Origin of the sequence: Candidatus Poriferisocius sp. (assembly GCF_965214065.1) — a bacterium.
Taxonomy (GTDB): domain Bacteria; phylum Actinomycetota; class Acidimicrobiia; order Acidimicrobiales; family Bin134; genus Poriferisocius.
The window spans coordinates 1,368,511-1,380,666 of the sequence record NZ_CBDCAT010000028.1 but is presented as its reverse complement, the minus strand read 5'-3'; the positions used below and the strand labels follow the sequence as shown (position 1 = coordinate 1,380,666).

Sequence of the window (12,156 nt, the reverse complement as noted above, 5' to 3'; positions counted from 1 at the left end):
AAATGTTCATCAAATCAATCGCATTGGGCTAGAAGGTGTCCCGAAGCTGGCTCAGGCGGTGGCGGACCGATCCGTCGATAACCTCGTCGCCGATGGTGGCCACCACGCCGCCCATGATGCTGGGATCCACTATCACCTTGATCTCCACCTGATGGCCGGTGGCTGCGCTCAGCGCGGCCGACAGCCGCGTGGCCTGGTCGTCGGTGATCGCCACCGCCGTGCGCACCTCGGCCACCGAGCGGCCCCGGTCGCGGGCGTTGATCTCCACCGCCTCCTGGGCGATGACCGCCAGATCGGACGACCGCCCCGCGGCCACGATCATGGACACCACCGCGGTGGTGGTCTCCAATGCCTGGCCCCCCAGCAGGTCTTCCACGATCTGCTGGCGGCGGGCGGCGGGGATCTGCCGGTCGGACAGCGTCATCCGAAGCTCGTCAGAGCCCTCCAGCGCCCGAGCAACGCGGAAGAGCTCGTCAGATACCACGTCGAGGTTGCCCTCGGCCCGGGCCACAGCGGCAACGGCGTCGGCGTAGCTCGCAGATCGCTCGGCCATCGGGTCAGTCCTGACCAGCGCCCACGCTGGCGATGTAGTCGTCGACAAGCTGGCGCTGCATCTCCGGGTCTCCCAGGCTGCGGCCCAACACCGCCTCGGCGGCGCCGAGGGCGATGTCGGACACCTCCGACTGCAAGTCGGCGATTGCTTGGCGCTTGGAGGCCTCCACGTCGGCCGCGGCCCGCTCTCGCATATCAGCGATGTCGGCCTCGGCCCGGGTCTGGAGATCGGCCCGCACAGTGGCGGCCTGGTCCCGGGCCTCGTCCACGATGCGAGCGGCCTCGGCTTTGGCGTCGGCTAGCTCCGCTTCGTAGCGAGCCCTGACCTCGGCGGCCTCAGCCCGCTCCCGGTCGGCGTCGTCGAGAGAGTCTTGGATCCGCTGGGTCCGCTGCTCCATGAGGTTCTTCACCACCGGGAACAGCCTCCACGTCATCAGGGCCAACAAAATCAAGAACGCCGCACCGCCCCAGATGATCTCGGTGCGCTCGGGAATGATCGGGTTGGGCGCGTCAAGACAGCCTTCGAGGTCGTCGCCAAAATCCTCTTTGAGTTCTTCAGCGTGCTCGTCGCCAGCCGCGGCCAGCGTCTTCAGGTTCTTAGCCGCAGTAAAGCCTTCTCCCTCGATGCCCTCGAACTCAACATCGGCAATCTCATCGAGAATGCAGGAACCCACCGTCTCCGCGGCATTGGCCACCGACATGCTGAATACGACCGCGACCACCATAACGACAGCCGCGGCCCAAAGCCGCCGCATCATGCGAACGCAAGAAGGACGAAGACAACGAAACCGATGAGGGCCAGCGCCTCGGTGAAGGCGATGCCCAAGAACATCGTGGTCCGAGCCACACCAGCCGATTCGGGCTGGCGGGCCATGGCGGTGATGGCGTTCCCCACCACAATGCCGATGCCGACGCCAGGGCCGATGGCGGCAAGGCCGTAGCCTAGACCAGCGCCTATGGCCCTCATGCCAGCTTCACCGTCGCCGGTCAACTCGGCAAGGATCGCAGAAATCAGTGCAAGCAAGGTTTTCTCCTAATGCTCGGGGTGTAGGGAACCGCCGATGTACACGGCGGTGAGAATGGTGAAGATGAAGGCCTGAAGGGCCGAGACGAAGATCTCGAAAGCAGTGAGCAGGATCAGCATTGCAAACGGAAGCACTGCTGGCACGTAGAGGGTTCCCCACAAGGCGGCCGACAGCACCGCGAAGGTCACAAGCAGCAGGTGGCCGGCCACCATATTGGCCCAGAGCCGGATAGCCAGCGACAAAGGCCGGATCAGGATGATCTGGAGCAGTTCGATGGGCACTACCAGGACGTAGAGGAATGTGGGTACGCCGGGTGGGAACAATGCGCTCTTGAAATATTGAAAGAAACCCTGGGCCCGAATGCCCACCACGTGGTAGACGGCCCACACCACTAGAGCAAGCAGGAGCGGGATTGCCATCCGGGAGTTGGCCGGGAACTGTACGAACGGAATTACCTCGAAGATATTGCTGAAGAGCACGAAGAAGAAGATCGTGGTCAAGAAGGGCATAAACCGGCGGCCGTCGGGGCCGATGGTCTGCATGACGATGTTGTTCTCCACGAACTCGATGCTTGCCTCCACCACAGTCTGTGTCCCGGTGGGGACCAACGCCCCCCTCCGACCAGCCACCCAGAACATTCCAGCAGTGAGAAATAACGCGGCAATATAGATCAGCCCGGTCTTGTTTAGGGCCACCGGCGTATCGGTGAACAAGAAGTTGGGCCACTCGAAGAGCTGCGAGACTGGCGGAAAGTCCAAGGCAAACACGTTCACTGATTGGCTCCTTGTGGCTTCAAGCCGGGGTAAGCGAGGGACATGGAGACATATCGGGTCTCCCAAACCAGCAGAACAATATGGGCCGCGACCAGCGTGATGACAAACGGCAGCGCCTCAAACCAGCCGGTATTTCGCACCAGGAAGTAGGCACCGGTGAGAATTCCCAGGCGTATGAAGTACCCGCCCATCACCCCGGCCATCAGCATGGTGGGCGAAATCCGCACCGACCATGTGATCAGCGAGGCAGCCAACCAGAAATTGAACAGGATCAAGCCAAGGGCAAAACCGCTCGACCACAAGCCGTCGAACCCCCAAAATCCAGCGCATACGCCCACCAGGACCGGCCCGCCGATCAAACCTCGGCGAATGATGTCTAGTGCCACCGCTCGCTCTGGGGCCTCCTCGCCTGACTGCGGCACGGACTCAGCCATCGGTGGCCTCCGAATCTGATTCAACCCGTCGGCTAGGCAGGTTGCGATCAAAAGCCTCCATCCGATCGCTATAGGTCCTCACGGCCTTCCAACCAGCGTAGACCGCAGTTAGGAGGCCCAGAACCAGCGTGAACACCGGCCTAGTCCCCAGCGCTCCGTCAATGAGCCAGCCGAAGAAGGCGAATACCGCCGGGGTGGCCACCAACTCGAAGGCGATGGAAAGGGCGTCTCCCGCGCTCTGGCGGTTGTGAAACTGGCGATTCTGCGTCATTGCAGTTGGCACGGGTTGGGCCCCTATAGCGAGTGGATTGGCCTCGCCAAAATGGTTTCGCGTACCAGGCTACGGGGCCAAATCATCAGCCTGGCCAAATGAAAGACAGATCAGGGGGTCCGGCGGCGCAAGATGGGGTGGAAGACGGTGTAGAGCACAAGCACCAGCACCGCGGCGGCCGGAACCACTATGGCCTCGCCTTCGCCGGTATAGGTGGGATACAGCACCAGGGTTGACATCAACGCGGTGAACAGCCAAAGGATCAGCACGCTTCGGCGATGTCCATGGCCCAGACTCATCAGTCGGTGGTGCAGGTGCTCCTTGTCGGGGGCGGTGATGCTGGTGCGGGCCCGAGTGCGGCGCAGCACAGCCCACAGCACATCGACCACCGGCACGGCCAGGATGATCAGCGGGATGAGCATGGGGGCGAACAGGAAGTAGGTCTGGCCCGCAAAGGGCTCGCTGCTGCGGCCCCCCACCGAGACCGTTGAGGCGGCAAGCAGAGTGCCCAAGAACAGCGCACCGCCGTCACCCATGAAAATGCGGGCTCGATGGAAGTTCTGGGGCAGAAAACCCACTGCCACTCCACTGGCGAGGATCGCTATCAGCGGCCCGATGTTGTTGGGCAACAGAACCTCTTCATCGGTGAGCTTGATGGAGTACACAAAGAAGGTGAGACCGGCGATGGCCACGATACCCGCGGCCAATCCGTCGAGTCCGTCGATCAGGTTGATGGCGTTGGCCATGGCCACCAGCCACAGCACCGTGACCACGAAAGCCAGGTCTTGAGACAGGATGAGGGCTTCCAACACCGGCAACCTCAAATTCAGCACCGTCACCCCGGCAAACGAAAGGACGCTGCCGGCCAGCACCATGGAGGCCACCTTGGCCGGGGCCGACATCTCCCTCACGTCGTCGTAGGTGCCGAACACGATCATCACTAGCGCGGCGACCACGATGCCCAGCGGCTCTGAGGCGGTGGCGAAGACCACGTCGAAATCGCTCAACAGCCAAGCCACCCCCATAGCCGACAAGAAGCCGACGAACATCGCCACCCCGCCGAGCACCGCGGTGGACCGCTCGTGGACTCGGCGGGCATCGGGCTCCACCATTAGGCCCCAGCGCTCGCTGATGCGCCGCAGCACCGGGGTGGCCACCAGGGTGACCCCCGCGGCAACGGCAAAGACGATCAGATAGCTGTCAACACCAGGGGCCATGGCGGCTGGCGGGGCTCTTTCCCACGCCTATTCGGCGAGCGAATAGGGAGTGAACCGCCCGCAAAGGCCGACAACCTCGGATCGGACCTCAGCCACCGCCGTCTCGTCATCGCGCTGGCGAAGGGTCCTGCCGATCATGGTGGCAATGAGGCCCATCTCCTCGAGACCCATGCCCTGGGTGGTGGTGGCCGGCGTGCCGATCCGCACACCGCTGGTCACGAAAGGAGAGCGGGGATCGTCGGGCACGGTGTTCTTGTTCAGGGTTATTCCCGCTCGGTCAAGCACCTCTTGGGCCACCTTTCCGGTGAGGTCGTCGTCGAAAGACCGAAGGTCCACCAAGAGCAGATGGTTGTCGCTTCCTCCCGAAACCAGGCGGAACCCCTCCTCGGCCAGGCCCTTCACCAGGGCACCGCTGTTTTCCACGATGCGGGCCGCGTAGTCGGCGAATTCGGGGGTGGCGGCCTCGCCGAAGGCCACCGCCTTGGCCGCGATCACATGCTCCAGAGGTCCGCCCTGGAGTCCCGGGAACAGGGCCTTGTCGATGGCCGGGGCCAAATCCTGAGTGCATAAGATGGCGCCGCCTCGGGGGCCGCGCAGCGTTTTGTGAGTGGTGAAGGTGACGATGTCTGAATGGGGCACCGGATTGGGGTGAACGCCGCCGGCAATGAGCCCGGCGATATGGGCCGCGTCAAACATGAACAGGGCGTCCACCTCGTCGGCAATCGAGCGGAACGGCGCCGGATCGATGATGCGGGGATAGGCGGTGGCTCCGGCCACGATGAGCTTGGGCCGGTGCTCGAGGGCCAGATCCCGCACCTGGTCGTAGTCGATGCGCTCATCGCTGGGGGTCACCCCGTAGGCCACAAACTCATAGGTGCGGCCGCTTATGTTCACCGGGGAGCCGTGGGTGAGGTGGCCCCCGTGGTCCAGGCTCATCCCCAACACGGTGTCGCCTGCCTCCAGCACCGCCAGATAGGCAGCCACGTTGGCGTTGGCCCCCGAATGGGGCTGCACGTTGGCGTGGTCGGCGCCGAACAGGGCAGCGGCCCGCTCGCGGGCGATGGACTCCACCTCGTCGATCACCATGTTGCCGCCGTAGTAGCGGCGACCCGGGTACCCCTCGCTGTACTTGTTGGTTAGCACCGACCCGGTGGCGCTCAGAACCGCGGGCGAGGTGAAGTTCTCCGAGGCGATGAGCTGAACGGTGGTGTTCTGGCGCTCCACCTCCCGGCCGACCATGTCAAACACCGGGTCTTTACTGCTGTCGGGCCACATCACGGGGCTACCTCTTCTGTGTACAACGCGGCGTTGGTCTACTGCTGTCGGGCCACATCACAGGGCTGCCTCTTCTGTGGGCAATAGCGCGTCGATCTTGGCCACCCGGGGAACGTGGCGGCCCTCTTCGAAGGTCGCCTCCAAGAAGCTGTCTAGGGCTTCCCGGGCTGCCTCGGGACCGATCAGCCGCTCCCCCAGGCAGATCACGTTGGCGTCGTTGTGCTGGCGGGTCAGCCGGGCCGAGGTCACGTCGTGTACCGTGGCCGCTCTCACGCCGGGCACCTTGTTGGCTGCCATGGCGATACCGATGCCGGTGCCGCACACGCACAAGCCCAGCTCGACTTCGCCGGTGGCCACCTTGCGGGCCACCGCTTCGCCGTAGTCGGGATAGTCCACCCGTTCGGCGTCGTGGGTGCCGCAGTCGACGACCTCGTGACCCAACTCCCGCAAGTGGGCCACCAGCTCATCTTTCAATTGCACTCCGGCGTGGTCAGCCCCGGCAGCGATTCGGGCCATGGGCGTCAATCTATCCAGCCTCCTGTCCACTTACCACGACCGCACCTTGTCGCAAGACGATGATTGCGTCTTCGGTGACCTCCACGACAGTAGAGGGCGGGGACTGGAGTTTGCCGCCGTCGACCACCAACTCCACCGCGGGGAATGCAGCAGCGGCCTCGGACGCGGTGTCAGGGGTGGGCTGGCCGCTCAGGTTGGCGCTGGTAGTGGCTATGGGACCGACTTCCGCCGCCAGGGCCTGCACCAGCGGGTGGTCGGGGCAGCGCACGCCGCAGCCGTCTTGGACGATGGTTAGCGCCCCTGGCCAGAACTCCTCCATGAGCCGACGGGTAACAGGAAACGGATCGAACATCTGTTCGGCGTCGGCCGGGCGGGCCACCAGGATGGCCACAGCTTTGTCGAGTGGGCGCTGTTTGAGTTCGAACAGCAGGTCGACATTCTCCGGCAGGGCGGCCAGCCCGTACACCGTGTCGGTGGGGATGATCACCGCCCGCCCGGCCCGCAGCTCGACTCCGGCCATCTCCACCAACTCGGCTGGGCCGCCCATGCTCACTGGCTTCGGCATTGCAGCACTCGGTTTCGGCCGGCTAGATCAGCGTGGATAGCCTCTACGTTCAGCCCTTGGGCCACCGCGACGCTCGCGGCCTCTTGCATCTGGTCGGGGGACAGTTCCAGCAGCACCGATCCCCCCGTACTCAGCCACTTGCCGGCGTCGGCCAATATCTGGCGAGCGCCGTCCAGCCCGTCGGGACCGCCCCGCAGGGCCAGGGCCGGTTCCCAGTCGGCCACGTCCGCAGGCAGCGCCTCGTCGTCGCGCACATACGGCGGGTTGCTCACCACCACGTCCACCATTCCCACCAACGACTGGGGTAGGGCCTCGAACCACGACCCCTGCCGGATCGACACCCGCACCGCGGCCCGGCCCAATCCGACCAAGTTGGCCTGGGCCACACCTGCTGCATCGGACGACACGTCGGTAAGCACCACGTGGGCGGTCTCACACTCGGCGGCTACCGACAGGCCCACCGCCCCGCTGCCTGTGCCCAGGTCCACTACAACGCCGCCGGGCGGATCGCGGCGAGAGAGCTCGGCGATGGCTAGACCGGCCAGCGTCTCCGTCTCGGGGCGGGGAATGAGCACCGCGGGGCTCACCATCAGGTCCAGCCCCCGAAATCCCCAGCGCCCGAGCACATACTGCAACGGCTCACCGGCCAGGAGTCGGGCCAACATATCGTCCAGATAGGCCAATTGCCGCTGGGTGGCCGCCTTGGTCAGGCCGACGTAGTACTCGCCGCCCTCATACCCTGAAGCCTGCTCCACTAGGCGACGCGCCTGGGATTGAGCATCGGCGACCCCGATTTCTTGGAGACGGTGGGCGGTGTCGTAGGCCACATCGCCCCAGGTAACGGGCTCCGCCGCCAAGCTCACGACCCGTCCAAGATGTCCTGGCGCTCGGCTTCGGCCAGGGCATCCACCACCTCGTCCAAACCCCCGGCCAGGATGCGATCCAGTTTGTACAAGGTCAGGCCGATGCGATGGTCGGACACCCGGTTCTCCTTGAAGTTGTAGGTGCGTATCTTCTCCGACCGGCCCCCGCCGCCCACCTGGCCTCGGCGCTGCTGCGAAAGCTCGTCTTGGCGGCGCTGCTGCTCGGCCTGGAGCAGCCGGGCCCGCAGCACGGCCATCGCCTTGTTGCGGTTCTGGAGTTGGCTCTTCTCGTCCTGCATAGACACCACCATCCCGGTGGGCTTGTGGGTGACGCGGACCGCGGAGTCGGTGGTGTTCACCGACTGGCCACCCGGCCCTGATGACCGGTAGACGTCAACCTGGAGGTCCTTTTCGTCGATTTGAACCTCTATTTCCTCGGCTTCGGGCAGCACCGACACGGTGGCCGACGACGTGTGCACCCGGCCCTGCGACTCGGTGACCGGCACTCGCTGTACCCGATGGGGACCGCCCTCGTACTTCATCTTGCGCCACACATCGTTGCCCCGCAGCATGAACACCACGTCGGTGTAGCCCCCCATGTCGGAGTTCTGGGCGTTCATCATCTCCAGCTCCCAGCGGTTCTGCCCGGCGAAGGCCTGGTACATGTCGAACAGGTCCCGGGCGAAGAGATTGGCCTCTTCTCCCCCCTCGGCGCCCTTGATCTCCACAATCACGTTCTTTCCATCATTGGGGTCCCTCGGGGCCATCAACTCGGCCAATTCGGCTACCAGCCCATCAGCGGCGGCGACTGCGGTCTCGATCTCTGCTTCCAGCAGTTCCCGTTCATCGGCGTCGGCTTCGGTCAGCATCTCGGTTGCCGCCTCGACGTCCTCTTGGTGGCGCCGCAGTTCCCGTATGCGGACAGCCTTAGTCTCCAGCTCTTTATAGCGCCGGGCCACGGCGGTATAGCCATCTCGATCGGCCAGCAATTCCGGGTCGGCCAGCTGCCCCTCGAGCGCGTTGAACTCCGCCTCTATCTCCTCGTAGGCAGAATTCCCATCCATGCGTTCAACCTACCGCCGGGGTGAGTAGTCGGCGGGGATGGATTGGCGAGGTCGCGCTGGCCGGATCTATTTGGACGAGCGCTTGCGCTGGCCGTAACGGCGCTCGAAGCGCTCCACCCGGCCGGCAGTGTCCACAATGGTCATCTGTCCGGTAAAAAACGGATGGCTGGCGCTAGAGATCCCCACCTTGGCCAGGGGGTACTCGTTGCCGTCCTCCCACTCCACGGTCTCGGTGGTCTCGATCGTGGACCGGGTCAGAAAGGACGTGCCCGCGGAGGTGTCCTGGAACACCACCATGCGGTACTCGGGATGGATATCAGGCTTCATGCTCCTCCTAGCCTCACACCCCGGCGGGGCCCTTTGCCACTTCTTCTAGGAATGCGGCGTTGTTGGGGAAAGTCCGCAGGCGATCCATCAGCAGCTCCAAGCCGGCTGCCCCACCCCCGTTGCCGTCGCTGGAGAGGCCGTTGAGCACTCGGCGCAGCTTCCACACTTGCTGAAGCTGGCGACGCTCGAACAGCAGCTCCTCGTGGCGAGTCGAAGAGGCGTCGACGTTGATGGCCGGGTAGATGCGCCGCTCGGCTATGTGCCGGTCGAGGCGCAGTTCCATGTTGCCGGTGCCCTTGAACTCCTCGAAGATCACCTCGTCCATGCGGGATCCGGTCTCCACCAGAGCGGTGGCCAGGATGGTGAGCGAGCCGCCCTCTTCCACATTGCGGGCTGCTCCGAAGAATTTCTTGGGCGGGTACAGGGCACCGGTGTCGATGCCGCCGGACATGATGCGCCCGGTGGCCGGGGCGGCCAGGTTGTACGCCCTCGACAGCCGGGTGATGCCGTCGAGCATGATCACCACGTCCTCGCCTCGCTCCACCATGCGCTTGGCCCGCTCGATGGTCATTTCCGCCACATGGGTGTGCTCATCGGCCGGACGGTCGAAAGTGGACGCAGCCACCTCTCCCCGCAGCAGCCAGCGCTTCATGTCGGTGACTTCCTCAGGCCTCTCGTCCACCAGCAGCACCAGCAGGTGCACTTCGGGGTTGTTGAGCTCGATAGACCGGGCGATCTCCTTCATGATGGTGGTCTTGCCTGCTTTGGGCGGCGACACGATCAGGCCGCGCTGACCCTTTCCGACTGGCGACAGGAGGTCGATGATCCGACAAGTCATGTTGGACGGGTCGTCAACTCGCTCAAGCCGCAGATTCTGATCGGGGAACAGCGGGGTTAGGTCCTCGAACTTGGGCCGCTGTTTGACTGATTCGGGCGGCTGCCCATTGACGCTGTCGATGTGCAGTATGGCCGGGTTCTTCTCGTTCCGGGTGGCCGGCCGACAGCCGCCGGTGATGTAGTCGCCCTTGCGCAGTCCGAACTGCCGAACCTGCTTGACCGACACGTAGGCGTCTTCTTTGCTGGGGTGGAAGCCCTTTATTCGCAAGAAGCCATAGCCGTCGTCCCTCAGGTCCAGATAACCGGATATGGCAATCGGGTCGCCCTCCCAGGGCTCCTCCGGCCGATCCCGGTCGTTGCGGCCCCGGCCTCGGCGGCGCCGGCGGTTGCCGGCCTCGGGCTGGTCGTCCTGGTGGCGGGGCCGGTCTTGGCGATCCCGGTCTTGGCGATCCCGGTCTTGGCGATCCCGGTCTTGGCGATCCCCGCGGTCTTGGCGATCCCGGTCCTGGCGGGGCCGGTCTTGGCGCTCTCCGCGGTCCTGACGCTCTCCGCGGTCCTTTCCTGAGCGGTCGCGGTCGACGGCTTTCTTGGCGGCGGCTTCCTCGGCTGGTTTCTCCTGCTCGGCTTCTGTTTCATCGGTGGTCGACGGATCGGCGTGCCGGGCTTCAACCTGAACGGCCGCATCCTCGGCCTCCTGAACGGTCGCATCCTCGGCCTCGTCCTTCGTCTCTCCCCCCTTGGCGTCCATCGCCTGTGGGGGGGCGGCCCCGTTGCCGGCTGGGTCGGGCGCGGCTTGGCCGTCACCGTCGGCGCCGATGCCGGCCAGTTCGAGGATCATGTCCACGATGTCTGCTTTGCGGGCTTTTGCATCTGGGCGCCCGCCCATGGCCCTGGCGATGATCTGAAGTTGCGCCCGGTCTTTGCGCTGAAGTTTGGACCGAGACAGCTCAGTGGTCTCTACGCTCACGTTTCTCCCTTGAAATGCCACAGCTGAGGGGCACTCATTGCTCCCTTGAGATGCCACAACTGAGAGGCACCCGTTTCTCCCTTGAAATGCCACAGCTAAGGGCACTTCTTGTTGTTTGGCGCGCTGCCCGCGAGTGCGGGCGGCATGGTTCGAGTAGCCGTTAACCACCGGGACGCTGACAAAAGGAATGTCGAAATGGACCGAGCGGTCAGAGGACTTCCCGTTGGACTGCAAGCAATTCCGCAGTCCCAACGCACCGAAGAATACCGCAAACCGCTGCTACTGGCAACATGCCCGGTCTTTTGTCGAACTAGTCCAAAAGCTTCGCCATGAGGTGATGGCCGGGTACCACCTCGGCAGAGGCCGCCCCCCGTTCGGTGTAGACACCGCCGGGGCCGTCAATTTCTGAGTCCACCATCAGGTAGGGAACCGGGTCGTCGGTGTGACTCCGCAGCGCCAGGGGCGTGGCGTGGTCGGGCAGAAGCAGCAGTCGCCACGGCCCCATAGTGTCGAGCCCGTCTACCAGTCCGGCCAGGATGCGTCGGTCCCAGTTCTCCAGACACTTGACTTTCTCAGCTACGTTGCCCTCGTGTCCGGCCTCGTCGCTGGCCTCCACATGGATCGCATAAAGATCGGCGCCAGCGGCCAGCCCGTCCAGGGCTGCGTCCCTCTTCCCCTCGTAGTTGGTGTCGTACCAGGCGGTGGCCCCGGGCACGTCGGCCACCGACATGCCGGTGAGAGCGCCGATCCCCCGCACCAAGTCGACCGCGCTGACCATCCCGGCGGCTACCCCGTGCATCTCACGGAACGAGGGCATCTCCGGCTGGAAGCCCTGTCCCCACAGCCAGATCCGATTGGCCTTCAGGCCGAAGCGGCCCACCACCGAATGGGAAGCCTCTTCCAGAGCGGCCAGCTTGGGGCCTGCTGGGCCATGGGGCCCTACCACCGGCTGATCGGAGAGCTCGTGGGGAGGAGTGCACTCTGCGTCGGCCCACTCAGCGGGGGCGATCATGGTGTGGCGGTATTGGACGCCTGCGTGGAACCTGACCTCGCCGCCGAGCTCGTCGTCCAACGCGGCGATGACCTCGGCCGCCCGGCTTGAGTCGGGGTGCCCGCCGGAGAAGTCAGCCATGATCCCGTCGTCGGTTACCGTGACCAGGTTGCAGCGGTAGGCCACCTGATCGGGGGTGAGGGTGAGGCCCAATGCCGCTGCTTCGATTGGCGAGCGCCCGGTGTGGTAGCGGGCGGGGTCGTACCCGAAGATGGACATGTTCCCAACATCGCTGCCCGCTGGCATGCCCGGAGGGATGACCTCGGCCAATCCCACCTTTCCCCGAGCGGCCAGAGCGTCGAGAACCGGGGTGTGAGCAGCCTCCAACGGCGTGGCCCCGTCCAGCTCAGGTACCGGCAGATCGGCACATCCATCAGGAATGCACACGACGTACTTCACGACGCTCGATTCTGCCAGAA

15 protein-coding genes are annotated in these 12,156 nt (G+C 64.6%); all 15 read right to left on the bottom strand.

The genetic code is table 11. The annotated features are described in order from the left end of the window. Window positions 1–28: 28 nt before the first annotated feature. The 15 genes from atpH to apgM all read right to left on the bottom strand — a co-directional run bounded on the left by atpH (window position 29) and on the right by apgM (window position 12,136). Window positions 29–553: an ATP synthase F1 subunit delta gene (gene atpH, locus ACOOGG_RS17860; RefSeq protein ID WP_420437531.1), complete on the bottom strand. Its 525-nt coding sequence runs from the start codon at window positions 551–553 to the stop codon at window positions 29–31. 4 nt (window positions 554–557) lie between these two features. Beyond that, a complete protein-coding gene (gene atpF / locus ACOOGG_RS17855) occupies window positions 558–1,277 on the bottom strand; it encodes a F0F1 ATP synthase subunit B (protein WP_420437529.1) in 720 nt (239 codons plus the stop codon). 29 nt (window positions 1,278–1,306) lie between these two features. Next, complete coding sequence (gene atpE / locus ACOOGG_RS17850; RefSeq protein ID WP_420437661.1) at window positions 1,307–1,519, bottom strand: ATP synthase F0 subunit C; 213 nt, start codon at window positions 1,517–1,519, stop codon at window positions 1,307–1,309. A gap of 66 nt (window positions 1,520–1,585) precedes the next feature. Then, on the bottom strand, window positions 1,586–2,350 hold the full coding sequence (atpB, locus tag ACOOGG_RS17845; protein WP_420437527.1) for a F0F1 ATP synthase subunit A: 765 nt from the start codon (window positions 2,348–2,350) through the stop codon (window positions 1,586–1,588). Further along, window positions 2,347–2,784: an ATP synthase subunit I gene (locus ACOOGG_RS17840; protein ID WP_420437525.1), complete on the bottom strand. Its 438-nt coding sequence runs from the start codon at window positions 2,782–2,784 to the stop codon at window positions 2,347–2,349. Before ACOOGG_RS17840 ends, atpB begins: the two co-directional genes overlap by 4 nt. Further along, the gene (locus ACOOGG_RS17835; protein ID WP_420437523.1) at window positions 2,777–3,067 is read right to left on the bottom strand and encodes an AtpZ/AtpI family protein; all 291 of its coding nucleotides are present in this window, start codon (window positions 3,065–3,067) and stop codon (window positions 2,777–2,779) included. The genes ACOOGG_RS17840 and ACOOGG_RS17835 overlap by 8 nt, the downstream gene beginning before the upstream one ends. Before the next feature lie 98 nt (window positions 3,068–3,165). Beyond that, window positions 3,166–4,272: a glycosyltransferase family 4 protein gene (locus tag ACOOGG_RS17830; protein ID WP_420437521.1), complete on the bottom strand. Its 1,107-nt coding sequence runs from the start codon at window positions 4,270–4,272 to the stop codon at window positions 3,166–3,168. Window positions 4,273–4,299: 27 nt separating this feature from the next. Next, a complete protein-coding gene (gene glyA / locus ACOOGG_RS17825) occupies window positions 4,300–5,547 on the bottom strand; it encodes a serine hydroxymethyltransferase (RefSeq protein ID WP_420437659.1) in 1,248 nt (415 codons plus the stop codon). A 57-nt stretch (window positions 5,548–5,604) separates the two neighbouring features. Then, complete coding sequence (gene rpiB / locus ACOOGG_RS17820; RefSeq protein WP_420437519.1) at window positions 5,605–6,063, bottom strand: ribose 5-phosphate isomerase B; 459 nt, start codon at window positions 6,061–6,063, stop codon at window positions 5,605–5,607. A 10-nt stretch (window positions 6,064–6,073) separates the two neighbouring features. Then, window positions 6,074–6,610 carry an L-threonylcarbamoyladenylate synthase gene (locus tag ACOOGG_RS17815; RefSeq protein ID WP_420437517.1) on the bottom strand — a complete coding sequence of 179 codons (537 nt, stop codon included), beginning with the start codon at window positions 6,608–6,610 and terminating at the stop codon, window positions 6,074–6,076. A gap of 2 nt (window positions 6,611–6,612) precedes the next feature. After that, window positions 6,613–7,491 carry a peptide chain release factor N(5)-glutamine methyltransferase gene (gene prmC / locus ACOOGG_RS17810; RefSeq protein ID WP_420437515.1) on the bottom strand — a complete coding sequence of 293 codons (879 nt, stop codon included), beginning with the start codon at window positions 7,489–7,491 and terminating at the stop codon, window positions 6,613–6,615. Next, window positions 7,488–8,555, bottom strand: coding sequence for a peptide chain release factor 1 (prfA, locus tag ACOOGG_RS17805; protein WP_420437513.1), 1,068 nt, complete (start codon window positions 8,553–8,555; stop codon window positions 7,488–7,490). The genes prmC and prfA overlap by 4 nt, the downstream gene beginning before the upstream one ends. A 66-nt stretch (window positions 8,556–8,621) precedes the next feature. Then, window positions 8,622–8,882, bottom strand: coding sequence for a type B 50S ribosomal protein L31 (locus ACOOGG_RS17800; protein ID WP_420437511.1), 261 nt, complete (start codon window positions 8,880–8,882; stop codon window positions 8,622–8,624). Window positions 8,883–8,895: 13 nt separating this feature from the next. Further along, window positions 8,896–10,686 (bottom strand): transcription termination factor Rho, encoded by a 1,791-nt coding sequence (rho, locus tag ACOOGG_RS17795; RefSeq protein ID WP_420437509.1) that lies wholly within the window; start codon window positions 10,684–10,686, stop codon window positions 8,896–8,898. A gap of 310 nt (window positions 10,687–10,996) precedes the next feature. Then, window positions 10,997–12,136 (bottom strand): 2,3-bisphosphoglycerate-independent phosphoglycerate mutase, encoded by a 1,140-nt coding sequence (gene apgM / locus ACOOGG_RS17790; protein WP_420437507.1) that lies wholly within the window; start codon window positions 12,134–12,136, stop codon window positions 10,997–10,999. Window positions 12,137–12,156 lie beyond the last annotated feature (20 nt).

Excerpts from the sequence above, each read along its gene's own strand:
- ACOOGG_RS17815 (WP_420437517.1), bottom strand. The coding sequence starts at position 6,610 with ATGGGCGGCCCAGCCGAGTTGGTGGAGATGGCCGGAGTCGAGCTGCGG.
- ACOOGG_RS17800 (WP_420437511.1), bottom strand. The coding sequence starts at position 8,882 with ATGAAGCCTGATATCCATCCCGAGTACCGCATGGTGGTGTTCCAGGAC.
- ACOOGG_RS17840 (WP_420437525.1), bottom strand. The coding sequence starts at position 2,784 with ATGGCTGAGTCCGTGCCGCAGTCAGGCGAGGAGGCCCCAGAGCGAGCG.
- atpF (WP_420437529.1), bottom strand. The coding sequence starts at position 1,277 with ATGGTGGTCGCGGTCGTATTCAGCATGTCGGTGGCCAATGCCGCGGAG.
- ACOOGG_RS17830 (WP_420437521.1), bottom strand. The coding sequence starts at position 4,272 with ATGGCCCCTGGTGTTGACAGCTATCTGATCGTCTTTGCCGTTGCCGCG.
- atpH (WP_420437531.1), bottom strand. The coding sequence starts at position 553 with ATGGCCGAGCGATCTGCGAGCTACGCCGACGCCGTTGCCGCTGTGGCC.
- glyA (WP_420437659.1), bottom strand. The coding sequence starts at position 5,547 with ATGTGGCCCGACAGCAGTAAAGACCCGGTGTTTGACATGGTCGGCCGG.
- rpiB (WP_420437519.1), bottom strand. The coding sequence starts at position 6,063 with ATGGCCCGAATCGCTGCCGGGGCTGACCACGCCGGAGTGCAATTGAAA.
- atpE (WP_420437661.1), bottom strand. The coding sequence starts at position 1,519 with ATGAGGGCCATAGGCGCTGGTCTAGGCTACGGCCTTGCCGCCATCGGC.
- prfA (WP_420437513.1), bottom strand. The coding sequence starts at position 8,555 with ATGGATGGGAATTCTGCCTACGAGGAGATAGAGGCGGAGTTCAACGCG.